Here is a 24,818-nt window from a genome sequence, read left to right on the forward strand (position 1 = left end):
TCTCCTCAGCGGCGGATCTTGAGGGTGAACAGGCCCTGCGGACGGATCATCAGGATGCAGACCACGGTGAGCAGGGTGAGAACCTTCGCCATCGAGCCCGACAGGAAGAATTCGAGCGTCGACTGGGCCTGGCTGATGGTGAAGGCGGAAGCGATGGTGCCGATCAGGCTGCCCGCGCCGCCGAAGACGACCACGAGGAAGGTATCGACGATATAGAGCTGTCCGGCGGTTGGCCCGGTGGAGCCGATCATGGTGAAGGCAGCGCCGGCAATGCCGGCAATGCCGCAGCCAAGGCCGAATGTCATGCGGTCAGCGCGCTTGGTGTTGATGCCGACGGCGCCGGCCATGACGCGGTTCTGCAGAACGGCGCGCACCTGCTTGCCCCAGGACGAGCGGAACATGATGAAATAGACGACAAAGGCGACGATGAAGGTCAGCACCATGACGAACAGCCCGTTGATCGGGATTTCGATGATGCCGGTGAGCGCCAGCGAGCCCATCATCCAGTCGGGTAGCGTGACGCCGACCTCTCGTGCGCCGAAGACGGAGCGGTAAATCTGCTGCAGGATCAGCGACAGGCCCCAGGTGGCGAGCAGCGTATCGAGTGGCCGCCGGTAGAGATGGCGGATCATTGCCCATTCCACCAGCACGCCGAGTGCAAAGGTGGCCATGAAGGCGAGGATCATCGCGATGAAGAAGTAGATCGGAAACAGCGCCGGCGCATAAGCCGTCACCACATGCGAGCACATATAGGTGACATAGGCGCCAAGGATCATGAACTCGCCATGGGCCATGTTGATGACGCCCATCTGGCCGAAGATGATGGCAAGGCCCAGCGCCATGAGCACGAAAACGGAGAACAGGCTGAGGCCCGCAAATCCCTGCATGGCCAGGATGGAAGAAAATTCGCCAATCGTATAGTCGCCAATCATCGTGGCCTCACGGGTTGGAAGCTTGGGTCTTAAGGTCGGAGGAAAGGCGCTGCCCGATTTTCCAGGCAGCGCAGGCAAGGCTTATTGGTAGCCTTCGGGGAACGGGTTCGGTTCCATCAGCTCTTCGGTCTCGTAGACCACTTCATACTGACCGTCCGGCAGGGCGTGGCCGACGCGGGTCTTGGACCACAGGTGATGATTGTCGTGGATCTTCACATAGCCTTCCGGCGCGGAGGTGAGTTCGATACCGGGCGAGGCTTCCTTGATCTTGTCGATGTCGAAGGAGCCGGCCTTTTCAACCGCGGCCTTCCACAGCCAGGGGCCGAGATAGGCGGCCTGGGTCACATCGCCGATGACGATATCGTCGCCCCACATCTCCTTGAAGGCGGAGACGAATTCGGCATTGTTGTCGTTGTCGAGGCTCTGGAAGTACTTCATCGTGGCATAAGCGCCGGTGATGTTTTCGCCGCCAATGCCGAGGATTTCGTCTTCGGTCACCGAGATGGTGAGCAGCAGCGGATCTTCTTCGGTGAGGTCGATGCCTGCGGCTTTCAGCTGCTTGTAGAAGGCAACGTTGGAGCCGCCGACGACGATCGCGTAGATCACATCAGGCTTCTTCAGCTTGATCTTGTTGATGACCGAGTTGAACTGGGTGTGGCCGAGCGGATAATATTCCTCGCCGACGACTTCCAGACCGAGCTTTTCTATATGCTTGCGGGCGATCTTGTTGGAGGTGCGCGGCCAGATATAGTCGGAGCCGAGCAGGTAGAAGCTCTTGGCGCCCTTTTCCTTTGTTACCCAGTCGATGCCGGCGATGATCTGCTGGGTCGCTTCCTGACCGGTGTAGATCACGTTCGGGCTTTCTTCGAGACCCTCGTAGAAGGTCGGGTAGTAGAGCATGCCGTTATACTGCTCGAACACCGGCAGAACGGCCTTGCGGGAGGCGGAAGTCCAGCAGCCGAACACGGCGGCAACCTTGTCCTGCACCAGCAGCTTCTTCGCCTTTTCGGCGAAGGTCGGCCAGTCTGATGCGCCATCTTCCTGGATGTACTCGATCTGGCGGCCAAGCACGCCGCCCGATGCGTTGATCTGTTCGATGGCAAGCTTTTCCGCCTGAACGGAGCCGGTCTCGCTGATCGCCATCGTGCCGGTGACGGAATGGAGGATGCCGACCGTGACGGTATCGTCGGTGACGGCAAGCCCGGTCGTGTTGACCTCGGCGGTGGGGTATTCCTGCGCCGCGACCGGGAACGCCGAAGTGGCGATCAACGGCAGCGCCGCAAGCCCGGCGAGCAGGGCCCGTCGCGCTATCGATAGCGTATGTTTGTGAAGTTCATCCCTCATGGCAGAGCCTCTTCGTGTCTCTAGGTTTCGGAACTCGCGCTGGCTCATCGCCAACTGAGGGGAAGTGTCGCCAGGAATGATGCGGCGCAACAATGGAGCGTTTGACGTATTGGCCCTGGAGCGTTTTGCCCGTAGCGTCAGGCCAGATGAGCAGGGGATGCGATTATCGGCCTGGAGCGGCGGCAATATTCGGGATGGGGCAAATGACCGGACCGCCGAAACGATACCGCAAACTTTTTTAGACTGCCGCCAGGGCAGCATGTGGAACGGAACTTGCGTCCGCAAAGACGTGGGCCGTGCCGATGAAGGGGATCTGATGACGGGGGATACCGCAGCTTGACCACCGCCGAGCGCATACCGCGCAATCGCCGGACCTATAACAAATGGGTCGCCAACCAGACGCTGGAAGACTACGCGCTCCGCTTCACCGCCTATAAGGTCAGGCGGTTTTCGAGCTGGCGCATCGCCAATACGGCGATCGGGGCGATCTCGTTTCTGGCGCTGGAGGCGATCGGCGGCGCGATAACGCTCAATTATGGCTTCGCCAATGCGGTGACCGCGATCGTGGTGAGCTGCGTGATCATCTTCCTGATGGGCGTGCCGATTGCCTATAATGCCGCCAAATACGGCGTCGATATCGACCTTCTGACGCGCGGCGCGGGCTTCGGCTATATCGGCTCGACGGTCACATCTCTGATCTACGCGACCTTCACCTTCATCTTCTTCGCCATAGAGGCTGCCATTGTCGCGACAGCATTGCAGCTTTGCACCGGGCTGCCGCTCTCGATCGGCTATATCCTCAGTGCGCTGGTGATCATTCCGCTCGTGACTCACGGCGTCACCTTCATCAGCCGGTTCCAGGCATGGACCCAGCCGTTCTGGGTGATACTGCAGCTTGCGCCCTTCATCTTCATCGCCACCCAAAGTCACACCGCGGTCCGGCAATGGACCGGCTATTCCGGCCTGTGGGGCAATTCGGACGGCAGCCCGGACATCGTCCATTTCGGCGCCGCTTCTGCTGTCCTGTTTTCGCTTGTGGCGCAAATCGGCGAGCAGGTCGACTTCCTGCGCTTCCTGCCGCGCCGCAAGAAGGGGCAGCACCTGCGCTGGTGGGCCGCACTTTTGACGGCGGGCCCGGGCTGGATCGTGATCGGAGGGCTGAAGATCCTCGGCGGCTCCTTCCTTGCCTTCTTCGCCTTCCAGCACGGCGTGCTGTTTCACGATGCCTCCGACCCAACGCAAATGTATCTGAGCGTGTTTCGCGAAATGCTGGGTTCGCCGGAACTCGCGCTCGGCCTTGCCGGCATCTTCGTCGTGATCTGCCAGATGAAGATCAACGTCACCAATTCCTATGCCGGCTCCATCGCCTGGTCGAACTTCTTCTCGCGCCTGACCCACAGTCATCCCGGCCGCGTCGTGTGGCTGGTCTTCAACGTCATGCTCGGCCTGCTTTTGATGGAGTTCGGCGTCTACAAGGCGCTCGAACAGACGCTCGGGCTCTATTCGATCGTCGCGGTTGCCTGGATGGCGGCGATCGTCGCCGATCTCGTCATCAACAAGCCGCTCGGGCTTTCACCCAAGGGCATCGAGTTCAAGCGCGCCCATCTCTACGACATCAATCCTGTCGGTTTCGGATCGATGTGCATGGCGGTCCTTGCCGGACTTGCGGCCTATTTCGGCTTCTTCGGCGAAACGCTTGCCCATGTCTATATCTACGTCGCGCTGATCTCCGCCTTCGTGCTCTCACCCGCCATCGCGCTTGCCACAAGCAGCCGCTACTACATCGCCCGCGAGCCGCCATCCGACTGGCAAAGCGGGGCAATGATCCAGTGCTGCCTGTGCGAGCACCATTTCGACAGCGAGGACATGGCGCGCTGCCCCGTCTATTCCGGCCCGATCTGCTCGCTCTGCTGCACGCTCGATGCCCGTTGCGGCGATGCCTGCAAGACCGACGCGCGGCTGAAGGATCAGGTTCGTTCGTTTGCGACAGCCTTCCTGCCGCAGAGCCTCGCCGCCTTCGTCGAAAGCCGGCTGGCGCGCTATATCGCGGTCCAGACCATCGTCACGGCGCTGATCGGAACGGTGTTCTGGCTGATCTATTTCCAGTCGACCTTCGATCCGGCGCTGCCCGCCCAGCATATCGCGGCGGTGATGTGGAAGCTGTTCGTCATCCTGTTCATCATCTCCGGCATCATCGTCTGGCTGTTCGTGCTCGCGCAGGAGAGCCGCAATTTCGCCGAGGACGAATCCCGCAAGCACACCCGCATGCTGATGGACGAAATCATCGCCCATGACGAGACCGGCAAGCTTTTGCAGAAGGCCAAGGAGCAGGCTGAATCCGCCAATCAGGCGAAGAGCAAATATGTCGTCGGCCTCAGCCACGAACTGCGCACGCCGCTTTCCGCCATCCTCGGCTATGCGCAATTGCTGGAGCGCCAGAAGGGGCTGCCGGTCTATATCCACAACGCTGCGCGCACCATCAAGCGCAGCGGCGAGCATCTCGCCGATATGATCGAGGGCCTGCTGGACATTTCGAAGATCGAGGCCGGCAGGCTGGAGATCTTCCGCCACAAGATTGCGCTGCGCCCCTTCCTCGACCAGATCGTCGACATGTTCTCGCTGCAGGCGCAGGCCAAGGGCATTGGCTTCGAATTCAACGCCACGTCCAACGTGCCGGATTACGTCTTCACCGACGACAAACGGCTCAGACAAGTGCTAATCAACCTCCTGTCGAATGCCATCAAGTTTACCGATCACGGCGAGGTGCGCCTCACCCTTTCCTATCGCGGACAGGTGGCGACATTCGAGATCGAGGATACCGGGATCGGCATCTCCGAAACCGATATCGAACGCGTGTTCCTGCCGTTCGAGCGTGCCGAGCAGCCAGCCAACTCCTCGCGCCCGCCGGGCACCGGGCTGGGGCTGACCATCACCAAGCTTCTGGTCGAGATCATGGGCGGGGAGCTGGTGGTGCGCTCGACCGTCGGCAAGGGCACTTACGTGGCGATCCGGCTGATGCTGTCCTCTGCCAAGGAGCCGGTCGAGAACTCTTCGTCGATTTCCGCGATCAGCGGCTATGAAGGCCCGCGGCGCACCATTCTTGTCGCCGACGACGATCCGGCCCAGCGCGCGCTGCTGGAGGACGTGCTGCGGCCGCTCGGTTTCAGCGTGATCACCGTTTCCGATGGACCTGCATGCCTTTCGGCACTGGCGCTTTACGCCCCCGACCTCGTCATTCTCGATGTCGCCATGCCGACCATGACGGGTTGGGAGGTGGCGCGGCAGGTGCGCAAGCGCTTCGACCGCGAGCTGCCGATCCTGATGGTCTCCGCCGATGCCGGCAATGAACGCACGCGCCCGGAATATTCCGGCCTGTGCGACGCCTATCTGGTCAAGCCTTTCAGCTTCGAGGAACTGTTCGAGCATTTCTCCACGCTGATTCCGCTCGTCTGGACGGATGATGACCGCAAGGCGGACCTGCTCGAAGTCCGCACGACGTTTCTGCCCGAGGAACTGCCGGAGGCGAACAAGCTGAAACAGCTCCACACGCTCGCACGGATGGGCTTTATTCGCTCGATCGAGGCGATGCTGAGCGAGATCGAGATTTCCACGCCGGCAACCGCGCCGTTCTGCAGCCATATTCGCCAGCTGCTGAGCGATCATCGGCTGCAGGATTTTCTGTCTGTCCTTGATGAGGTGACCCATGCCTGAGAAAACGGAAACAAGCCGCGTTCTGGTGGTCGATGACAGCGCCGACGCCCTGTTCATGCTGTCGGATGCACTGAAGCTCGAAGGGATGGATGTGCTGACCTGCAACAGCGGCCGGCAGGCAATCTCGCTTGCCAACAGCTCCGCCCCCGACATCGTGCTGATGGATGCGATCATGCCGGGGTTGGACGGGTTCGAGACCTGCCAGATTCTGAAGGCCGAGCAGGGTTTCGAGGACACGCCGGTGATCTTCATGACCGGCTTCAACGAGAGCGAACATGTGGTGAAGGCGCTGACGGCGGGCGGCGTCGACTTCATCAGCAAGCCGATTGTGCTCGATCAGCTTTTCGCCCGCATGCGGGTGCATCTCGGCAATGCACGACGCGCCCGCTCCGCCCGCAAGGCGCTCGATTCCACCGGGCGCTGGATTGTGGCCTGCGACCGCAACGGCAAGATCTTCTGGTCGACGCCCCAGGCCGCCGAGCTGATGCAGCGCGCCGGCATCCGCGCCGACCAGAACGCCTACCTGCCCTGGGAGATCGTCGAGTGGCTGTCGGGCGTCGAGGGGCAGAATGCCGTCGGCAACGAGAGCACGCGGTTTTCCCGCAATGGTCACGACATGGAGTTCCGCCTGCTCTCCGACGACGACAATGAGGAGGTTCTGCTGCGGCTGGTGGACCGCCAGCGCGGGACCGACGAGGAGCAGCTCGCCAAGGCCTTCGGCGTGACGCTCAGGGAGGCGGAGGTGCTGCTCTGGATCGCCCACGGCAAGACCAACAAGGAGATCGCCGACATCCTCGCCATGTCGCCCCGCACCGTCAACAAGCACCTGGAGCAGATCTTCAACAAGCTGATGGTCGACAAGCGCACTTCGGCCGCGACCATGGCTGTGAGGGTGCTGTGGCGCGACAGCTAGCAAAGTGGCGGTAGCGAACGCTTATTCATCAGCGTGGTCTTCAACAACTCGCCCTAGGGAAAACACTGGCGTCCACCCCTCTGCCACACGCTCATAGCACATCTTTCGGATGCAGGGGAAATTGCCTTTGGCGGGCCGCAGTGACGCGTAGCGACCCCTCGACAAAACTCAGCTTTGTTCAGATCGCGTAAAGAAAAGACCCGGTCCGTAATCACCTATTGTTCTCACACCAATTGGGCCAAGCTGCTGTCCGTGTAGTAGAATTTTGACGCGGAACTATGTGATTTCGACGGGGTCGAAGATCCCAATCCCTTCAAGACCTTTGATGCTGATGTGTGTACAGCCCGAAGACATAGGTAACAGAATGTACCTAAGACATGGGTGACAACCTCGTGCCGAACGGGTTGTCGATGGTCTGCAATGTTCTCTGTTCCAAATCGATATATCCCAGATCATAGCGGATGAAGCTGATCAGCCAAATGCCGTCGTCGACTTCCTTGATGCCGAGCTTCTGGCCGGCGAGCACGGTCGAGATATTGATCTTTTTTTCACGCCATGCAGATACGGCCGCATGCCGTGACGATGATATCGCGGTCGTGGAAGGGGTATTCTACGTCCGGCAGGCCCTCATAAGGTATTGAGGAAGGCGCATAGTGTTCGGCCGGGGTTCTCATGTCGAGCGCCTCGTGAGCCCGTTCTTCATTGAATTCGCAGATGAAGTCGTCAAACCTGGCCTGCTGCTGGAGGGCGTTCATGCCGGGCGGGCGGGCCGTCTCCTGCTTCAGGGTCCGGTGCATGCGCTCGTGGCGTCCGTTCTGCTGCGGGTTGCCCGGCTTGATGCGCTCGATGGCGATACCGAGCCTGAGCCAGAAGACCGAGAGCTTTGACAGGTTGTAGAGACCGTTGGGACTGGCAAAAGGCAAGCCATTGTCGCTCCTGATCGCCGATGGCTGGCCGCGATCCTTGAAGAGCCGGACAAACCGCATGCACAGTCGACTTCGCCGGGATGCGAACCTCGCCAGCCAGCCTGCGCACCAGAAGCTCGCTGATCTTTCTCGCACCCCAGTGCGGCTTGTCGCGCTTGGTCTCGACGATCAACCGCTCGATCTGGTCGGGCAACTGGTTGGCGTAGCGCACCGGACGCCGCGATCGATCGCAAAGAGCATCCAGACCTTCTTGCCTGTAGCGGTTGAAGATCTTGTAACCGGTCTTGCGGGAAATCCCGAAATCACGGCACACATCGCTCATGCCTTCTCCTTCCAGAAGGCGGGCAACAAATCGTAGACGTTCTTCCATAACCGAACTCTCTCTCCACGGCATCGACACCTCCCGCAAAGCGAAAAGTGTTACCAATGTGTCCGGTACAAAACGTCACCTATCTCTCGGGTCGCTCACATTTATTGGTCTTCGCCGACAGGCGTTCCTGTCATGTGCTCGGCATATTGAGCGAAAGCTACATGCTTCCTCGCCATGCCGAGGCACTGGAGAAAATCGAGCGGGACATCAACGGGCTTCCTTCAAAGCCTGCCAGCCGCAGTTGAGATCGGGAGGCCTGAGATTTTGACCAACTCCGGGATATCTAAAATTGTTGCCAAAATCCGATTTGTTCCTAGTAATTGCGCTTCGGCCTTCGGATGGCAAATATGCCATTCGCATGCTCGAACGTGTTGACCTATGCATCGGCACTTCCCTCGCTAGTCTGCCTGCGAGCGGGCTTGCGCCTCAGGATAGCCCAGGCGAAAAACGCGGTCAGCGCGAGGAAGAAAATGCTGTCCAGGCTGATCAGGAACACCATCGGGTTGCCGTCGTTCAGCGATAGCGAGCGCCTGAGGTATTCCTCAAGATCGGGGCCGAGGATGAAGCCCAGCAGCATCGATACGGTCGAATAGTTCTGCTTGCGCATGAAGTAGGCGAGAATGCCGAAGAGGACCGCCAGCGACATCTGAAAGATCGAGTAAGTTGCCACGTAACTGCCAACCAACGCCACGACTGCGATCCCGGTATAGAGCAGACCCTTGGGGATCGAGACGATCTTGATGAACCACGGCCCGAAGAGCCACAACGTCAGCGGGATCAGGATCAGCGCGGAAAAGAACAGTGAGCCCAGCATCGGACCCAGCAATTCAGCCTGGTTTTCGAGCAGGCGCGGGCCGGGTTGCAGGCCGTTGATCACCAGCACGCCCAGAACAATGGCGGTGGTCGGATCGCCCGGGATGCCGAACATCAGCATGGGCACGAAGGCGCCGCCGCACATCGCGTTGTTGCCGGCCTCGGCAGCGGCGATGCCTTCGCGCGAGCCGTGACCGTAGTCCTGCGGCTTTTTTGCGGACGAGCGCGCCAGGGCGTAGGAGACGAAGGCGGCCATCGAGCCGCCGGCACCGGGCAGGATGCCGATGCCGTAGCCGACAAGCGATGAGCGCAGATAGGTGAAGAGGCCGATTTCGCGAACCTCCGCGCTTGCCGGCAGGAAGTCGCGGCGGCGGATTTTGAGGTCCTTGACCTGCCTTAGGGTCGAACTGAGGTTATCCTTCCAGTTCTCCGACTGCATGAGCACCTCGGAGATCGCAAAGGCGCCTATGACGAGGGGCATGAGATCGATGCCTTCGACCAGCGTCTCCGTGCCGAAGTTGAAGCGCGGGATCGGCTGCAGAACGTCGATGCCGACTGTGGCGATCATCATGCCGAGCAGAGTCGCGACAAAGCCCTTGGCGATGTTGCCCTTGTCGACAATGACGATGACGACGAGCGCAAACAGGACGAGGGAAAACTTTCCCGGCGTGCGGATCAGCAGCGAGACTTCGGCCGCAATCGGCATGAAGGCCATGAGCAGCACCGCGCCGATCGCGCCGCCGATCATCGATCCGAGCGCGGCGTGGCCGAGAGCATTGGCTCCAAAGCCCTTTTTCATCAGCGCATTGCCTTCGATCGCGGTCATCATCGATGACGGCGCGCCGGGAATATTGATTGTCGTTGCGGTGATCGAGCCCGAATACATGCCCGCCATGAAGATCGAGGCGCACATAACCAGCGCTGGCACGACGTCGATCGTGTAGGTGATCGGCAGCAGCAGCGCGATGGCCAGCACCGATGTAAGGCCCGGCATGGCGCCAAAGAAGGTGCCGACCAGGAAGCCGCCCACCATGAAGGCGAGGACGTAGGGATCGGCAAGCGCGCTCATGCCGCTCAGAATGTCGACAAAGATGTCCATCAGAAGAACCCGTCGGTCAGGGTGGGCAGCCGGACGCCGAAGATACCTGCGAAAAGCCCGTAGAACAGGGCGGTGACGCCGATGGCGCAGATCGCGAATATGTGCGGCTTGCGGATCTGAAAGTGGAAGATGGCAAACAGGACGCAAGTGAAGGCGAGCGTTGCCAACCAGTAGCCCAGCGGGCGAAACAACGCGATGTAACCCGCCGTCGCGACGATCACCAGCATCGGACGCAGCAATTCGCGTACGGGACCATCAGCCGTGGGCTTGCGGAACTCGATGACGAACACCACCGCCAGGGCGACATACATCAGGCAGGCCAGAAGGATCGGCACGGAGCGCGGACTCATCTCGCCGGGACCCGCAAACTGCGAGCGGATATCAAAGGCGGCGGCGAGGTAGACGCTTGTGACGACGAGTAAGAAGAGCGGCAGCAGGACGCCTGTCCTGAAAATTGGCGCACGGTCGGCCATCATGGTCTCCGGATTGGGGCGGCGCCGGAACGGGCCTGGCGCCGCCAGTCTTGCCTGCGGTACGGTGGGTGCCGGTTACTTCGACAGTACGCCGGTCTCGACCAGTGCGTCCATCTGGTCAAAGAGGCCCTGCGCGGTGTCCTCGGCCCAGATATCGAGCTCTTCGCCCGCCAGCCAGTTCGGTGTCACGCCGATGGTAGCGAGCCAGTCCTGGAACTCGGCACTTTCATAGGCCTCCTGATAGGCGGCCTCGATCTTGGCCACCACGTCCTCGGGGGTACCCGCCGGGGCCACCAGCACGATGAAGGAGCCGTTCAGCAGATCGACGCCAGCCTCTTCGGCGGTAGGCACGTCATAGGTCGGGTTCTTGGCGTCCGAAAATTCGACGATGCCGCGCGCGGTGCCGTCCTCGATCAGGTTGGCGAAGTCGCCCAGCGAGGTGAGAACCACGTCCACTTCCCCCGAGAGCAGAGCTTCCTTCTGCGGGGCCGCGCCGCCCGGGTAGGAAACGATGCGGAACTCTGCGCCGGTGAGCTGCTGCAGCTGCAGCAGCGTGAGGTGCACGCGGCCGCCGAGGTTCTGAACGCCCACGCGTATATTGCCCGGGTCGGCCTTGGCCGCCTCGATCAGGTCATCCAGCGACTGGTAGTTCGAATCGGCGTCTACGATAATGGCGTCTGCCTCGCTGGTGATGCGGGCGATAAGGTCGAGCTTGTCCATCTGGTAGCTCGGAAGCATACCCTGCCATGGCACAGTCACGATGCTGTCATAGGTCAGCGCGCCGACGGTGTAGCCATCGGGACGTGCGCTCATCACCTGGCCGACGCCGGTGGCCGAATTGCCGCCCTCGATGTTCTCGACATAGATCGTGCCGCCAAGATTATCCTCGGCCAGCGTGGTTACCTTGCGCACGATGCCGTCGGTACCGCCGCCGGCGCCCCACGGCACCACCATGCGCACGTCACGCTCGGGGTATTCCGCAAGGGCTGCAACCGGCACAAGGGCCGTGGCGATGGCGGCAAGGGCGCCGATGAAGCTGCGTTTCATGATCTGTTTCCTCCTAGACTTTTCGGGGGTCGGCAGGTGCCTCCCCTGTCCTCCCAGTGTCCTGACGCCCGCGCAGTGGCGCTTGCGCGCGGCACTTGCCCTTTCGCAGGGCCCGGCCTCCCCGGGGCAGGATTTGCTGGCGGCGCTTGCGCCCCGACCAACTAATACATTACTATATGAATTTGCGACTGGTTGGCAAGCCTCCTTGGGGCAGCCATCGCGCGATCGAGACAGGTTATTGAAATAAATGGAGAAAATCGGAATGATTTATGACCACCGCACCTATTCCTGCCGTCCCGGCACCATCAGGAAACACCTCGCGCTCTACGGCGAGCATGGGTTCGAGGTGCAGCGTCGTCATCTGGGTGAGCCCATTGTCTACGGCGCGGTCGAGACCGGCGATGTCAACTCCTACGTGCATATCTGGTGCTATGACGATGCCGCCGACCGGGCGGCGCGGCGCGCGGCGCTGGCGGCGGACCCGGAATGGCAGGCCTATCTCAAAAAGAGCGCCGAGGCGGGTTACCTTGTCTCGCAGATCAACCAGATTTTGACTCCGGTTCCGTTCTTCACGCCAAAGCGTGGCTGAGCGGCTTATTCATCCACCCCATGATCTTCGTATCGGCCCGAAAATCGACTCAGGCTTTCGGGCCGATGCGCCCTCGGCGGCGCCGGCTGTCATCCGTCACGCTTCCGGCAGATCCATGCGGCTAATGAGGAAGTCGAGTTCGGCGAGGTCGATGTCGGTCAGCTTCGGCCCCGGTCCGCGCAAGGCGCTTGAGGTCAGCGCGCCGCGGCGGCGCATCATCTCCTTGCGCAGGGCAATGCCCCACTGGCCTTGTGCCTCGTGCTTGAGCAGCGGCAGGAAGCGGTTGAAGAGGTCGTGCGCCTCGGCCCGCTTTCCCGCGGTCATCAGATCGTAAACGCCTGACAGCATCTCCGGGTAGGAGAAGCCGGCCATCGGGCCATCGGCGCCGCGTTCCATCTCCTGCACCAGGAATTGGCCGTTATTGCCGGTCAGGATGCGCACCGGGCGCGACAGCTCCGCCCGCATTCGCGTGATCTTGATGGGGGAGGGGAAATCTTCTTCCTTGATGACGCCGATCTGGGGAAAGGCGCTGATCAACCGATCGATGGCGGGCACCGACATCACGACGCCGGAGGCGGCGGGGAAATCCTGCAGGACTGTCGGCACATCGCCGATCCGGGCGTAGACCGCCTCGAAATAACGCAGCAGGTCCTCATCGGTGCGGATGCCGGCGGGCGGGCAGATCATCACCGCGTCGGCGCCCTCGGCCATGACCTGGGCCGTGACCTCGACCAGCGTGGCGAGGTTCGGGTGCGACACGCCGGCGATGATCCGGTGGCCGTCCGCCGCCGCGACGTAGCGAGCGGCCACAGCTATGGTCTCGTCCACGGTCAGTTTCTGCGCCTCGCCCGAGACGCCGAGCACGGTCAGGCCCTCAGCGCCGTGGCGGTAGTAAAAGGCTGACAGCGTGTCGATGCTCCCAAGGTCGAGCGTTCCGTCATTGAGAAACGGTGTCTGCGCAACCACGTGAAGGCCGCAGGTATCGGCGAGTTTTCTGGACATGATCTCTCCCTGCGCGAACCGGGTTGAACCGCGCTCTCCTCGGTAATTCTGGCCTGTTTGGCGACGTCCGGACGGACCGGATGCGTCAGGTGAAGTATTCCTCGTGCAGGGCGCGATACTCGTCGGCCCAGTCGTCGGGTTTGTGGGTGTGAAAGCGAATTTCGCGGATCGCGTCCTCGACTACGCCCGACTCGATCGCGTCCACGATGCGCTCGTGACCCTGTAGAATCAGCCCGAGCCGTTCTTCGGAGTGGGCCTGCAGGCGGCGCACGCGGTCCATGTCGCCGGTCTGCGAACGAAGCAGGGCATGCAGGTTCGGATGGCCCGCTCCCTCGAACATGATGTAGTGGAAGTACTCGTCAAGCTCCTGGAAACGGCGCAGCTTGGTCTTGTCGGCGGCGACCAGTCGCTGCATGGCGATGACTTCGCGCAGCCGGTCGATGACCGCCCGAGAAGGGTTGCTGGCGAGCTTCATTGCTACCTCGGTTTCAAGCGCCTGGCGCAGGAAAAGCGCCTCGCGGATCTGGTCGAGATTGATGCGCGTCACCAGCGTCTTGGATTGCGGGTAGATGCGGAGCAGCCCGTCCTGTTCGAGCCGCTGCATCGCGTCGCGCAACGGCGTCTGGCTGACGTCGTATTCGCGTGCGAGGTCGGCGCGCGTCAGCGCGGTGCCCGGGGGGAGGTCGAGCGACAGAATGCGCTGTCGCAGATCGTTATAGATCCGCGAGGACGCCATCGGGCGTCCCATCGCCGTCTCCTGCCGCATCATATCGAACGCGAGTGTCATTGGTGGTGTCTGCATGCCGAGATTCTTGTCCGTGCCGTTGTGGCCTACATATAACCGCATTTTCGCGCCTGTTGACCATACTGATAAACTAAAATATTAGTGCATGACAAGTCCACGACGATGCGGTTGCCGCCCCATTGCCCGCAGGGCTTCGCGGTATGGACGCGTGATTCGCGCCGGATCGGGGCATCTTAGACAGGCGCGGTCGGGTGGCCGGCCGCATGACGCAGGAGGGTTAAGAATATGGATGACAACAAGTCCGGCTTTGTTCCGCACGGCAAGCACCTGATCGCGGGCGATTGGGTGGCGACAGAGGCGACCTTCCGCTCGCAGCCCGCGCATGGCGATGCGCATGATTTCGGTGTTGGAACCCCGGAACTGGTGAACGCGGCGGCCGAGGCCGCGGAAGAGGCATTCTGGACCTATGGCTATAGCGATGTCGAAACGCGCGCGCGTTTCCTTGAAGCCATCGCCGACGAGATCGAAGCCCGCGCGGAGGCGATCACCCTAATTGGCACCCAGGAAACGGGCCTACCGGAGGCGCGCCTTCAGGGCGAGCGCGGCCGCACCGTCGGCCAATTGCGTCTGTTCGCCAGTCACATCCGCGCCGGCGAGTGTCTCGACCGCCGCCACGACGAAGCGCTGCCCGACCGCGCGCCGATGCCCCGCCCCGATCTCAAGCTGATGCAGCGCCCGATCGGCCCGGTGGCCGTGTTCGGCGCCTCGAATTTCCCGCTGGCCTTCTCGACCGCCGGCGGCGACACCGCATCGGCTCTGGCGGCGGGTTGCCCCGTCGTGGTCAAGGGCCACTCTGCCCATCCCGGCACTGGCGAGATCGTGGCCGAAGCCATCAGGGCGGCCATCAAGGCCTGCGGCCTTCCGGGCGGGGTGTTCAGCCTCGTGCAGGGCGGCAAGCGGGATGTCGGCACTGCGCTGGTGCAGCACCCGCTGATCAAGGCTGTGGGCTTCACCGGCTCGCTTGGCGGCGGCCGGGCGCTGTTTGATCTCTGCGCGCAGCGCCCCGAACCGATCCCGTTCTTCGGCGAACTGGGCAGCGTCAATCCGATGTTCGTGCTGCCGGAAGCCGCAAAGGCCCGGAGCGCCGAGATCGGCAGGGGCTGGGCGGGCTCGCTCACCATGGGAGCCGGCCAGTTCTGCACCAATCCCGGCATTGCCGTGATCGGCGCGGGCCCGGAGGGCGACGCTTTCGTCTCGGCCGCCGCCGAGGCGCTGAAGGACGTCCCGGCCCAGGTCATGCTGACGGACGGCATCGCCAAAGCCTACCGTGACGGCAAGGACCGCTTCGATGGTCGCAACGCGGTCAAGCCGGTGTTCACCACCGAGCAGGAAGGCCGCGCCGCAAAGCCCAACCTCTATGAGACCACCGCCGCGACCTATCTGCAGGATCACGCGCTCGGCGAGGAAGTCTTCGGACCGCTCGGCCTGGTGATCCGCGTCAGCGATACCGCGCAGATGGTGAAGCTTGCGAAGGGATTCGAGGGGCAGCTCACCGCGACCCTGCATATGAACGATGGCGATATCGACGACGCCCGCGCGTTGATGCCGGTGCTTGAACGCAAGGCCGGCCGGGTGCTGGCTAATGGTTTCCCCACGGGAGTCGAGGTGGCCGACGCTATGGTGCATGGCGGACCCTACCCGGCCTCCACGAACTTCGGCGCGACCTCGGTCGGCACCATGGCGATCCGCCGCTTCCAGCGCCCGGTGAGCTACCAGAACCTGCCGGACGCGCTAATGCCGGCCGGCTGGCAATAACATTCAGCCCCGCTTCGACCGGACATGCTCCGCGTCAGGCGGGCAAGATATCAAAATTGAGGAGATACACACCATGATCGCACCCGACGCGCTGCGCGAAATCATCCGCCACGGGCTTCTGTCCTTCCCCGTGACGCCATTTGATACAGAGGATCGTTTCGCGCCGAAGCCGTTCCAGGCGCATCTCGAATGGCTCAAGCCCCACAAGGTGGCAGGACTGATCGTCGCGGGCGGCACTGGCGAGATGTTCTCGCTCGCCCCGGAAGAGATCGTCAGCGTGGTGCGCGCCGCGCGCGAAGTGGCCGGAGACGGACCGGTGATCGCGGGCTGTGGCTATGGCGTGCGCATGGCCTGCGATCTCGCCCGCGAGATCGAGGCGGCCGGCGGCGACGGCATCCTGCTTTTGCCACACTACCTTACCGAGGGCCCGCAGGAGGGCGTGGCCAACCGCATCCGCGCAGTTTGCAAGGCCACGAACATGGCGGTCATCGTCTACAACCGCGGCCAGGCGCGGATCTCGGCCGAGACGCTCGAGCGCCTTGCCGACGAATGCCCCAACCTCATCGGCTTCAAGGACGGCACTGGCGACATCGACAATGTCCGCCGCGTGACCGTGCGCCTCGGCGACCGGCTGGCCTATATCGGCGGCATGCCGACGCACGAGCTTTTCGCGCAGGCCTATCGCGGCGCGGGAATGCCGACCTACTCCTCGGCGGTGTTCAATTTCGTTCCCGAGACCGCGCTGGAATTCCACGGCGCCTTCCTTGCCGGTGACGACGCGAGGTGCGAGCAGTTGCTGAAGGAGTTCTACTACCCCTTCGCGAAGATCCGCGACCGCAAGCCGGGTTACGCCGTCTCGGCGATCAAGGCCGGCGTCGCCCTGCGCGGCTTCGAGACCGGGCACGTGCGCGCGCCGCTCACCGACCTGACCGGCGAAGAGGTCGAGATGATGCGCGACCTGATCAAGGGACGCGGCTGATGCCCATCGGACCCGTTGCCGTTCTCGAACCCGCCAGTGTGGAAATGCGCGCCCGCATCGAGGAACTGTGTGACGGTTTCGACCTGCGGTTCGTCAGCAGCATCGAGACCGACGAAATGCGAAGTGCGCTTGAGGGCGCGACCTACGCCGTGACGCGTGGATTGCGCTTTCCGGCCGAGCTTCTGGCCGGTGCCGAGGCGTTGAAGATGGTGCACCAGTGGGGAACCGGCGTTGACGGCATTCCGCTGGACGTCGCCCGCAAGCGCGGCATCACCGTCGCGCGTTCTCCAGGCGTGAACGCGCCAACGGTGGCCGAGGCGACGCTGGCGCTGATGCTGGCGACGCTGAGGCGCTTGCCGCAGGTGCAGCAGAGCTTCCGGAACGGCGCCTGGAACCAGCCGGACCTCTGGCGCAGGGCGCGCGATCTCGGCTGCTGCCGGGTCTGTCTCGTGGGTATGGGCGCGATCGGCAGGGAGGTGCTGAAACGCCTCTCGGGATTTGGCTGCGACATCGCCTATACCAGGCGCTCCGGGCCGGACGCTTCGGTTGACGCCTCATTCATGGCCTTCGACGAGATGATCGGCTGGGCCGATGTGATTTCGCTGCACCTGCCGCTGACGGCCGGGTCTAAGCACCTGATCGGTAGAGACGCCATTGCGGCTATGAAACCTGGCGCAGTGCTCATCAACACGTCGCGCGGCGGGCTGGTCGACGAGGCGGCGCTGATCGAAGGGCTGCGCTCGGGACAGATCGGGGCTGCGGGGCTCGACGTATTCGAGACCGAGCCGGTGACCGGGCCCAATCCGCTGCTGGACATGCCGAACACGGTGACGCTGCCGCATGTGGCGGGGCGCACGCTTGACAATTTCGACCGCATGGTGCGGCACTGGGCGGGCAATATCCGCGCGCATGCCGAAGGCGGGGCCATCGACCCGGACTGCATCGTGCTGCCCTGAGGGCAACAACGTTCCACAATCATGGGAGGGAGAATACATGTCCGAGACCGTCAAGCGCACCGGCGGGCAGGTGCTGGTCGACCAGCTTCTGATCCACGGCGCCGACTGTGCCTATTGCGTGCCGGGCGAGAGCTATCTCGAGGTGCTCGACGCTCTCTACGACGTGCGCGACCGGTTTACGCTCTACAATGCGCGGCACGAGGCCGGCGCCGCCGACATGGCCGAGGCCTATGGCAAGCTGACGGGCAGACCCGGCATCTGCTTGGTCACACGCGGGCCCGGCGCCTGTCATGCCGCGGTGGGCGTGCACATCGCTTATCAGGATTCAACCCCGATGATCCTGCTTGTGGGGCAGGTCGGCCGCGAAACCATGGATCGGGAGAGCTTTCAGGAAATCGACTACCGCCGGATGTTTGCCCCTGTGGCCAAGTGGGCCGCGCAGATCGACAGCGCCGCGCGCATCCCCGAATACATGGCCCGGGCGTTCCGCGTGGCGACCTCGGGCCGGCCCGGCCCCGTGGTGCTGGCGCTACCCGAGGACATGCTGAGCGACGTTGTCGAGGTCGCAGACGCGATGCCCTACGCACCCAGCATCCCGGCGCTGAGCTCCGGTGACGCCGCCGCCGTGATGGCTGCCCTGTCGAAGGCCGAGCGGCCGCTGCTGCTGGCCGGCGGGCCCGGCTGGAGCGATGAAGGCTGCGGGGCGTTGCTGCGGTTTGCCGCCGACAAGCGCCTGCCGGTTGCCACAAGCTTTCGCCGGCAAGATCTTATCGACAACCGCTCCGACGTCTATGTCGGGGACTTCGGGACCGGCGTCGCGCCAAACCTCGTCAAGCGGCTGGCCGAGGCTGACCTGCTGTTGGTCATCGGCGCGCGTCTAGGCGAGATCACGACGAAGACCTATTCCACGCTGTCCGTGCCGACGCCGGCGCAGACCCTGGTGCACATTCATGTCGACGCCGACGAGATCGGCCGGGTCTATTCGCCCGCCGTCTCGGCGGTGTCGGGACCCGATGCCGCTCTGGCGGCGCTGGCCGCCCAGCCGGCCGCCGCAGCGCCCGAGGGCTGGTGCGCCAGGCTGCGGGCCGAGTATCTGGCCGACAGCGAGCCGCCGCCGCACGACTACCCGCTCGACATGGGCCAGGCGATGGCGGACGTGCGCGATCTGATCCCGGCGGACGCCGTTATCACGCTCGATGCCGGTAACCACACCGGCTGGGCACAGCGTTTCCTGCGCTATGGCCGACCCGGGCGGCAGATCGGTTCGACCTGCGGTTCGATGGGCTATGCCGTGCCATCCGCCGTGGCGGCCTCGCTTGCCGACCCGCAGCGGCAGGCCATCGCGTTTGTCGGCGACGGCGGTTTCATGATGTCGGGAATGGAGATCGCCACGGCCGTGCAGCATGGCGGACGGCCCATCGTGCTGGTTTTCAACAACGGCACTTACGGCACGATCCGCATGCATCAGGAGCGCGAACACCCCGCCCGCGTCTCGGGCACGGACATCGCCCCTTCCGACATCGGGATGATCGCGCGCGGGCTCGGCGCCGCGCATGAGCGGATCACCGAGACGCCTGAGTTCAGGCCCGCCCTTTTGCGCGCTTTCGAGCATGACGGCCCAACGGTCATCGAGTTGATGACCGACCCCGAGCAGATTTCCACGCGTATGACGGTCAGCCGTCTGCGCGGTCAGCAAGCCAGGACAAACCCATGACGACCGAGAAGACACCCGAAACCCTGCGTTCCTCGCGCTGGTTCGCGCCCGACGACCTGCGCAGCTTCGGCCATCGCTCGCGGATGATGCAGCTCGGCTACGCCGAGGAGGATTTCCGCGGCAAGCCGGTGATCGGCATCCTCAACACCTGGTCCGAGCTCAACACCTGCCACGGCCACTTCCCCGAACGGGTGCAGGACGTGAAGCGCGGCGTGCTCGCGGCGGGCGGTTTCCCGGTCGAGATGCCGGCGCTGTCGGTGGACGAGAGCTTCACCAAGCCGACCTCGATGCTCTACCGCAACATGCTGGCGATGGAGACCGAGGAGATGATCCGGTCCCACCCGCTCGACGGCGTGGTGCTGATGGGCGGCTGCGACAAGACCACGCCCGGCCTCGTGATGGGAGCGACCACCGCCGGCGTGCCGATGATCTTTCTGCCCGCCGGCCCGATGTTGCGCGGGCATTACAAGGGTCGCATCCTGGGCAGCGGCTCGGACGGCTGGAAATACTGGGACGAGCGCCGCGCCGGCAATGTCACCGACGAGGAGTGGCTGGGCATCCAGGGCGGCATCGCGCGCTCGGTCGGCACCTGCATGACCATGGGCACCGCCTCGACCATGACCGCCATCGCCGACGCCCTGGGCCTGACGCTGCCCGGCGCCTCCTCGATCCCCGCCGCCGACAGCGGGCACAAGCGCATGGGCTCTGTCTGCGGACGGCGCATCGTCGAGATGGTCTGGGAAAACCTGACGCCCGAGAAGATCATCACCGAGGTCGCCGTGCGGAACGCCGCCATCGTCGCCATGGCCACCGGCTGTTCGACCAATGCGGTGGTCCACCTGATCGCCATGGCCCGCCGCGCCGGCGTGGAACTGACGCTTGACGATCTCGACGCGCTGGGGCGCGTCACGCCGCTCATCGCCAATGTGCGGCCTTCCGGCAAGGATTACCTGATGGAGGACTTCTACTACGCCGGCGGCCTGCTGGCGCTGATGAAGCAGATCGAGGAACGGCTCGACACCACGGTCACCGGCGTCACCGGCAAGCCGCTTTCGGCTGCGCTGGCAACCGCCGAGGTCTACAATGACGACGTGATCCGGCCGCTGTCGAATCCGGTCTATCACCAGGGCTCTCTGGCGCTGCTGCGCGGCAATCTCTGCCCCGACGGCGCGGTGATCAAACCCGCCGCCTGCGATCCGAAGTTCCATGTGCACGAGGGGCCGGCGCTTGTGTTCGACAGCTATCCCGAGATGAAGGCAGCGGTCGACGACGAGGATCTCAACGTCACCCCCGACACGGTGCTGGTGCTGCGCAATGCCGGGCCGAAGGGCGGGCCGGGTATGCCGGAATGGGGCATGCTGCCGATCCCCAAGGCGCTGATCAAGCAGGGTTACCGCGACATGCTGCGCATTTCCGACGCGCGCATGTCGGGCACGTCCTACGGCGCCTGCGTGCTGCATGTGGCCCCGGAAAGCTTCGTCGGCGGACCGCTGGCGCTGCTGAAGACCGGCGACATCGTGCGCATGGACCTGCCGAACCGCAGCCTTAACATGCTGGTGGACGAAGCGGAACTCGCGCGCCGACGCGCCGCCTGGTCGCCGCCCGAACAACGCTTTCAACGCGGCTGGGGCTACATGTTCTCGAAGCATGTGACCCAGGCCGACAAGGGCTGCGATTTCGACTATCTCGAGCGCGGCTTCGGCAAGACTGCGGGCGAACCCGATATCTTCTGACGCCAGGATCAAGGCGACCATAGCCAGCATCCCGCCGCGAATTTCCGCGCGTGAGTTGTCGGAGGGTGACGCTTCGGCCGCGCGCAGCAAGCGCTCGGCCCTCGCAATAGGCCCTGTTTCGGCGACTGCCTCGCCGCTCGTTCGATGCGTAATGTTGTGGTGACTGGGGTCTATACAGGGGTTGGAAGGGGAATAGTCGAAATTCTGATTCAAGAAGGCTGGAGGGTGTTCGGAAGTGTTCGCCGCAAAAGAGGACGGCGAAAAGCTTCAACAGACATTCGGCGACGCCTTCACTCCGCTCCTCTTCGACCTGGAGGATGAAGAGGCAATCGCCACCTCCGCGGAAATAGTGCGATCGGAACTGGGCGGTGCAAACCTGCTCGGCCTCGTCAACAACGCCGGCAGCTCATTCCCCGATCCTTTGTTTGTCCAGTCGGTGGCGGATTTCCGAAAACAGATCAACATTAACTTAGTCGGGCTGTTCGCGGCGAGCCGACAACTAGGATGCCCGCGTCGAGATAGGGCATAGAGGAGTGGTCGAAACGGTAGGGCAGTGACGCAAAATGAACGCCGACCATGGTTGCGATGACCGCAGTTGGAATTTGCGCAGCGGCGTTTCTTATCGGCTGCCCCAGCGCGCGAATGATTGCCAGAATTGTTTCATGCCCCATGGTGTTACCTTTCTTCAACAGTTTCGGCCAGCTGTCTTCGATAGGCGCGAAAATCGGGTTCTTGTCATGCTCCAGCGCCCACCGGAAGGCTCCCTTTGCGGGGATACGGTTCAAGCGGGCTCCTGTGTTGGATGTTGTAACCGGTGACGACCCGCACCGGCTTTTGAGCATATAATGAAACAACCCTAGATTTATGAACGCGCAGTGAACGAAACGCCAAGAGCGAGATAAAAAAGCTGTAATTCTCGTTTAGATTGAGGTTTACGACCGGAGATTTGCTTGTATAAATGCATCAAGACATCCTATGAGAGTTATTATTGATGATGCTGATGCGTTACCTTGTTGCGGTGGGTCTGGTTTGCGGGATTGTGGAAATAGCCCATGCTGATACCGATGGCGGAATAGAGAAGCTTGAGGCCGGCGATATTCAAGGCGCTGTAGAGGCCTTTGAAAATGCTTACGAATCGGGGGACCCGGATGGTGCATTCTATCTTGGACGGCTCTTCGAGATGGGGCTTGGTACGGATCAGGATATGCGCCGCGCCGCCGCGCTATATGCCGTTGCCGCTGACAAGGGAAGTGCCAACGCACAGAATCGGCTCGGCCTGATGCATCTGAACGGTACCTTTGTCCTGCAGGATTATGTGCGCGCTGCGCAACTTATCTGCCAGTCGGCTGAAAGCGGAAACCCCAATGGGTTCTTCAATTGTGGATTGCTTTACGCCGAAGGCAGGGGCGTCGGCCAGGACCCCGAAAAGGCCGTTGGCTACTGGCGTGAGGCTGCGATGGCGGACCATGTGGCAGCGATCAACTATCTGGCGATGGCCTATCGCGATGGCGAGGGCGTGGCTGCCGACCCGGAAGAAGCGTTCCGGCAGTTTTCGATAACGGCCGCGGCGGGCAATCCGCTCGGCCTGCTGGAGGTCGCGCAGGCCTATGAAGCCGGCGCCGGCGTCGAGCCGGATATCGCCATGGCCTATGCCTATGCCAATCTGGCCGCTGTTCGCGGGCTTGATGAAGCGCGGTTACTGCGCGATAGGCTGGAAACGCGCATGGACCCGCAGTCTCTTGAAACAGCGCAGGCCTTTTCCCGCACGTGGAAAGCTGTTCCTATCGGTTCAGCGGGATAAGCACGATGCAGCGCTTTTTCTTGGTGACAGGCGCAGTGTGTCTGTCTCTACTCCCTAGAGTTGTTTTGTCGAAGGATAATGGCATTCCACAGGTTGAGGCCTTTGGCGACTGGGAGCTGATTTGCAGCACGGCCGAGGCGGGCGACCGCAATTGCCAGATGGCGCAGAGCGCGGCTGCCGGCGAGGGGGCTCCGGTTTTCCTGCTGAGCGTCGCTCCGGCGGCAGACGGAGCGACCGACTATGCGGTGGCCAGCGCTCCGCTGGGCGTCTATCTGGCCAACGGCATCGAAATCCGCGTCGACGGCGGGCATCCCTTCAAGGTTCTTTATGAAGTTTGCGACCGGGAGAGCTGCCATGCGGGTTTCCGGCTCTCCGGCGCTGTCCTCTCGGCCTTCCGCAAGGGGCTCGACGCCGGTTTCCGGGTCTGGACGGCAAAGGACCGGGCCGTCGATTTCGAAATGTCTCTCCGCGGCTTCTCCGCAGCCTATTCCGAATATCGCGCGAAGGTGACCGGATGAGCCGGCTTGTTGTCCTTGTTGTCGGGTTCCTGGCCCTGATGGGCGCGCCATTGGCCATGGCCGATGCGCTGGATGACGGACGCCGGGCCTTTGCCACAGGCGATCATCCCGCCGCGCGCGGCCATTTTTCGGAAGCTTTCGAGGACGGCAATGCCGAAGCCGGTTTCCTTCTGGCACGCATGCTGGAAGGTGGGCTGGGGGGCCAGTGGATGAAAAGGCCGCGCTTGCGCTTTACCAAAAGACTTCCGAGGCGTCGTTTGCGCCCGCGCTCAATCGCATGGGGCTGGTCTACTGGCGCGGCGAAGCCGGTTTTGTGCGCGATCCGCAAACGGCGGCTGCGTTCTTTGAACTATCAAGGGCGGTACGACTGTCGCGTCTTTCGTTATTCCGGCAGGAACGGCAACCAAGATCAGTCGTGTGCTGCCCGACAAGAAGGGTGTAGGCGGTGTCCCGAATAGGACATTCGAGTTCTCAACAAGTGGCAGCGGGACTCATTTGACGCGAAACGCGTCAGTTGATGGTATTGATATTCGAGTAAACAGTGGGCATGCATATAACAGAACACATTCTGGTGGTGATGTTTCGCAAATTGGGTCGATGGATGATATCGAAATAGCCATTTTGAATGATATTTCTTCAAACTCTAGGCTGAATGGACTTATTGGAACAGGAAATAAGTATACGATTCAAGTAAATGGTCAGACTGTTATTTATGAGTTGTCGGATACACCTATTGGTCCGGTGCTAGGCAATTATTATCCCCCTAACCCGTGAGAGTATGGATATGCTTAATGCTTGTATTGCAAAATTTGCTGAGCTTGAAAAAAAGCATGTCACCGATGAAAAGGTATGGGCTGATGCAATTCAGAGCTTTAATGAGGCGCTCGATACCGAGAATGTAGGACGTAATCTTGAAAGTGCGATTTTAGAAACCCAGAGTTGGTATTTGCCGATCGAGTGCAAACTAAGGCTTCTGGATAAGGCTAAAAATGCAGGATGTAGCTCATTTGAGTTTTGGAAAGACTACTATCGCTACAGGGCAACGTATTTAGAGCCAGATGATCCTGAGCGTATTTTTGCTCTAGAAATGGCAAATGGAAAGTTCCTTTAGCTTGCTTAAATTATTTAATATTAATATTTTGTCACGCCTAATTTTTAACATTTGTTATCTTGTATATTTTTTTGTGGTAATTGCGAAAAGAATTTTTATGCCGTTCGTGATATTAGTTTTAATATTTAAGAGAGGCCCATTACTCAAATCCAAAATCTTAAAGACGCCCTAGGGTAATCCTCCCCGTTTTAACGGGGTTCAGCGGTAGAATTCACGCGGCCATTTTC

The 24,818-nt window shown here is 61.9% G+C and carries 22 protein-coding genes and 1 pseudogene; 14 read left to right on the top strand and 9 right to left on the bottom strand.

Annotated features, from left to right (window positions below):
- Nucleotides 1-5: 5 nt before the first annotated feature.
- Complete coding sequence (gene urtB, locus V6765_RS03790) at nt 6-932, bottom strand: urea ABC transporter permease subunit UrtB (RefSeq protein ID WP_018067188.1); 927 nt, start codon at nt 930-932, stop codon at nt 6-8.
- Nucleotides 933-1,013: 81 nt separating this feature from the next.
- Nucleotides 1,014-2,276, bottom strand: coding sequence for an urea ABC transporter substrate-binding protein (gene urtA / locus V6765_RS03795; RefSeq protein WP_448426555.1), 1,263 nt, complete (start codon nt 2,274-2,276; stop codon nt 1,014-1,016).
- 336 nt (nt 2,277-2,612) lie between these two features.
- Here urtA and V6765_RS03800 point away from each other — a divergent pair, with 336 nt between their 5' ends.
- Entirely contained in the window at nt 2,613-5,987 is a 3,375-nt protein-coding gene (locus tag V6765_RS03800) for an ATP-binding protein (protein WP_448426557.1), read from the top strand.
- Nucleotides 5,980-6,900 (top strand): response regulator, encoded by a 921-nt coding sequence (locus tag V6765_RS03805; RefSeq protein ID WP_448426559.1) that lies wholly within the window; start codon nt 5,980-5,982, stop codon nt 6,898-6,900. The genes V6765_RS03800 and V6765_RS03805 overlap by 8 nt, the downstream gene beginning before the upstream one ends.
- Nucleotides 6,901-7,270: 370 nt before the next feature.
- Here the strand turns inward: V6765_RS03805 and V6765_RS03810 are convergent.
- The 4 genes and pseudogenes from V6765_RS03810 to V6765_RS03825 all read right to left on the bottom strand — a co-directional run bounded on the left by V6765_RS03810 (nt 7,271) and on the right by V6765_RS03825 (nt 11,628).
- A pseudogene (locus tag V6765_RS03810) lies at nt 7,271-8,220 on the bottom strand (integrase core domain-containing protein).
- 352 nt (nt 8,221-8,572) lie between these two features.
- Nucleotides 8,573-10,108, bottom strand: a complete 1,536-nt coding sequence (locus tag V6765_RS03815) for a tripartite tricarboxylate transporter permease (protein WP_448426560.1) — start codon at nt 10,106-10,108, stop codon at nt 8,573-8,575.
- Nucleotides 10,108-10,581 carry a tripartite tricarboxylate transporter TctB family protein gene (locus V6765_RS03820; protein ID WP_448426562.1) on the bottom strand — a complete coding sequence of 158 codons (474 nt, stop codon included), beginning with the start codon at nt 10,579-10,581 and terminating at the stop codon, nt 10,108-10,110. Before V6765_RS03820 ends, V6765_RS03815 begins: the two co-directional genes overlap by 1 nt.
- A gap of 75 nt (nt 10,582-10,656) precedes the next feature.
- Complete coding sequence (locus V6765_RS03825) at nt 10,657-11,628, bottom strand: Bug family tripartite tricarboxylate transporter substrate binding protein (RefSeq protein WP_448426563.1); 972 nt, start codon at nt 11,626-11,628, stop codon at nt 10,657-10,659.
- A 262-nt stretch (nt 11,629-11,890) separates the two neighbouring features.
- On the opposite strand from V6765_RS03825, the gene V6765_RS03830 reads away from it, so the two are divergent.
- Nucleotides 11,891-12,217: an NIPSNAP family protein gene (locus tag V6765_RS03830; protein WP_448426565.1), complete on the top strand. Its 327-nt coding sequence runs from the start codon at nt 11,891-11,893 to the stop codon at nt 12,215-12,217.
- Between the two features lie 96 nt (nt 12,218-12,313).
- Here the strand turns inward: V6765_RS03830 and V6765_RS03835 are convergent, their stop codons facing one another.
- Entirely contained in the window at nt 12,314-13,219 is a 906-nt protein-coding gene (locus V6765_RS03835) for a dihydrodipicolinate synthase family protein (protein WP_448426567.1), read from the bottom strand.
- An 85-nt stretch (nt 13,220-13,304) separates the two neighbouring features.
- Entirely contained in the window at nt 13,305-14,006 is a 702-nt protein-coding gene (locus tag V6765_RS03840) for a GntR family transcriptional regulator (RefSeq protein ID WP_448426569.1), read from the bottom strand.
- Between the two features lie 243 nt (nt 14,007-14,249).
- Between V6765_RS03840 and V6765_RS03845 the strand changes: the two genes are divergently transcribed.
- From V6765_RS03845 to V6765_RS03870, 6 genes are all read left to right on the top strand, one after another.
- Nucleotides 14,250-15,779, top strand: a complete 1,530-nt coding sequence (locus tag V6765_RS03845) for an aldehyde dehydrogenase (NADP(+)) (protein WP_448426571.1) — start codon at nt 14,250-14,252, stop codon at nt 15,777-15,779.
- Nucleotides 15,780-15,852: 73 nt separating this feature from the next.
- Nucleotides 15,853-16,758 (top strand): 5-dehydro-4-deoxyglucarate dehydratase, encoded by a 906-nt coding sequence (locus V6765_RS03850; protein WP_448426573.1) that lies wholly within the window; start codon nt 15,853-15,855, stop codon nt 16,756-16,758.
- Complete coding sequence (locus tag V6765_RS03855; protein WP_448426575.1) at nt 16,758-17,714, top strand: 2-hydroxyacid dehydrogenase; 957 nt, start codon at nt 16,758-16,760, stop codon at nt 17,712-17,714. The genes V6765_RS03850 and V6765_RS03855 overlap by 1 nt, the downstream gene beginning before the upstream one ends.
- 37 nt (nt 17,715-17,751) lie before the next feature.
- Nucleotides 17,752-19,428, top strand: coding sequence for a thiamine pyrophosphate-dependent enzyme (locus V6765_RS03860; protein WP_448426576.1), 1,677 nt, complete (start codon nt 17,752-17,754; stop codon nt 19,426-19,428).
- Nucleotides 19,425-21,161 carry an L-arabinonate dehydratase gene (gene araD, locus V6765_RS03865; RefSeq protein WP_448426578.1) on the top strand — a complete coding sequence of 579 codons (1,737 nt, stop codon included), beginning with the start codon at nt 19,425-19,427 and terminating at the stop codon, nt 21,159-21,161. Before V6765_RS03860 ends, araD begins: the two co-directional genes overlap by 4 nt.
- Nucleotides 21,162-21,396: 235 nt before the next feature.
- Nucleotides 21,397-21,690 (top strand): SDR family NAD(P)-dependent oxidoreductase, encoded by a 294-nt coding sequence (locus V6765_RS03870; protein ID WP_448426580.1) that lies wholly within the window; start codon nt 21,397-21,399, stop codon nt 21,688-21,690.
- Here the strand turns inward: V6765_RS03870 and V6765_RS03875 are convergent.
- Nucleotides 21,626-21,946: a hypothetical protein gene (locus tag V6765_RS03875; protein WP_448426634.1), complete on the bottom strand. Its 321-nt coding sequence runs from the start codon at nt 21,944-21,946 to the stop codon at nt 21,626-21,628. The two genes, V6765_RS03870 and V6765_RS03875, sit on opposite strands and share 65 nt — an antisense overlap.
- A 206-nt stretch (nt 21,947-22,152) precedes the next feature.
- Here V6765_RS03875 and V6765_RS03880 point away from each other — a divergent pair, with 206 nt between their 5' ends.
- The 5 genes from V6765_RS03880 to V6765_RS03900 all read left to right on the top strand — a co-directional run bounded on the left by V6765_RS03880 (nt 22,153) and on the right by V6765_RS03900 (nt 24,591).
- Nucleotides 22,153-22,962: a tetratricopeptide repeat protein gene (locus V6765_RS03880; RefSeq protein ID WP_448426631.1), complete on the top strand. Its 810-nt coding sequence runs from the start codon at nt 22,153-22,155 to the stop codon at nt 22,960-22,962.
- Nucleotides 22,963-23,027: 65 nt separating this feature from the next.
- Entirely contained in the window at nt 23,028-23,480 is a 453-nt protein-coding gene (locus V6765_RS03885; RefSeq protein WP_448426581.1) for an invasion associated locus B family protein, read from the top strand.
- A complete protein-coding gene (locus V6765_RS03890; RefSeq protein WP_448426582.1) occupies nt 23,477-23,938 on the top strand; it encodes a hypothetical protein in 462 nt (153 codons plus the stop codon). The genes V6765_RS03885 and V6765_RS03890 overlap by 4 nt, the downstream gene beginning before the upstream one ends.
- 139 nt (nt 23,939-24,077) lie before the next feature.
- Nucleotides 24,078-24,254: a hypothetical protein gene (locus tag V6765_RS03895; RefSeq protein WP_448426584.1), complete on the top strand. Its 177-nt coding sequence runs from the start codon at nt 24,078-24,080 to the stop codon at nt 24,252-24,254.
- 4 nt (nt 24,255-24,258) lie between these two features.
- Nucleotides 24,259-24,591, top strand: a complete 333-nt coding sequence (locus tag V6765_RS03900) for a hypothetical protein (RefSeq protein WP_448426585.1) — start codon at nt 24,259-24,261, stop codon at nt 24,589-24,591.
- Nucleotides 24,592-24,818: the final 227 nt, after the last annotated feature.

The organism is Martelella sp. FOR1707 (assembly GCF_053484265.1).

Coding starts and splice junctions, on each gene's coding strand:
- urtB (WP_018067188.1), bottom strand. CDS start 932: ATGATTGGCGACTATACGATTGGCGAATTTTCTTCCATCCTGGCCATG.
- urtA (WP_448426555.1), bottom strand. CDS start 2,276: ATGAGGGATGAACTTCACAAACATACGCTATCGATAGCGCGACGGGCC.
- V6765_RS03805 (WP_448426559.1), top strand. CDS start 5,980: ATGCCTGAGAAAACGGAAACAAGCCGCGTTCTGGTGGTCGATGACAGC.
- V6765_RS03815 (WP_448426560.1), bottom strand. CDS start 10,108: ATGGACATCTTTGTCGACATTCTGAGCGGCATGAGCGCGCTTGCCGAT.
- V6765_RS03820 (WP_448426562.1), bottom strand. CDS start 10,581: ATGGCCGACCGTGCGCCAATTTTCAGGACAGGCGTCCTGCTGCCGCTC.
- V6765_RS03825 (WP_448426563.1), bottom strand. CDS start 11,628: ATGAAACGCAGCTTCATCGGCGCCCTTGCCGCCATCGCCACGGCCCTT.
- V6765_RS03830 (WP_448426565.1), top strand. CDS start 11,891: ATGATTTATGACCACCGCACCTATTCCTGCCGTCCCGGCACCATCAGG.
- V6765_RS03835 (WP_448426567.1), bottom strand. CDS start 13,219: ATGTCCAGAAAACTCGCCGATACCTGCGGCCTTCACGTGGTTGCGCAG.
- V6765_RS03840 (WP_448426569.1), bottom strand. CDS start 14,006: ATGACACTCGCGTTCGATATGATGCGGCAGGAGACGGCGATGGGACGC.
- V6765_RS03845 (WP_448426571.1), top strand. CDS start 14,250: ATGGATGACAACAAGTCCGGCTTTGTTCCGCACGGCAAGCACCTGATC.
- V6765_RS03850 (WP_448426573.1), top strand. CDS start 15,853: ATGATCGCACCCGACGCGCTGCGCGAAATCATCCGCCACGGGCTTCTG.
- V6765_RS03855 (WP_448426575.1), top strand. CDS start 16,758: ATGCCCATCGGACCCGTTGCCGTTCTCGAACCCGCCAGTGTGGAAATG.
- V6765_RS03860 (WP_448426576.1), top strand. CDS start 17,752: ATGTCCGAGACCGTCAAGCGCACCGGCGGGCAGGTGCTGGTCGACCAG.
- araD (WP_448426578.1), top strand. CDS start 19,425: ATGACGACCGAGAAGACACCCGAAACCCTGCGTTCCTCGCGCTGGTTC.
- V6765_RS03880 (WP_448426631.1), top strand. CDS start 22,153: ATGATGCTGATGCGTTACCTTGTTGCGGTGGGTCTGGTTTGCGGGATT.
- V6765_RS03890 (WP_448426582.1), top strand. CDS start 23,477: ATGAGCCGGCTTGTTGTCCTTGTTGTCGGGTTCCTGGCCCTGATGGGC.
- V6765_RS03895 (WP_448426584.1), top strand. CDS start 24,078: ATGGATGATATCGAAATAGCCATTTTGAATGATATTTCTTCAAACTCT.
- V6765_RS03900 (WP_448426585.1), top strand. CDS start 24,259: ATGGATATGCTTAATGCTTGTATTGCAAAATTTGCTGAGCTTGAAAAA.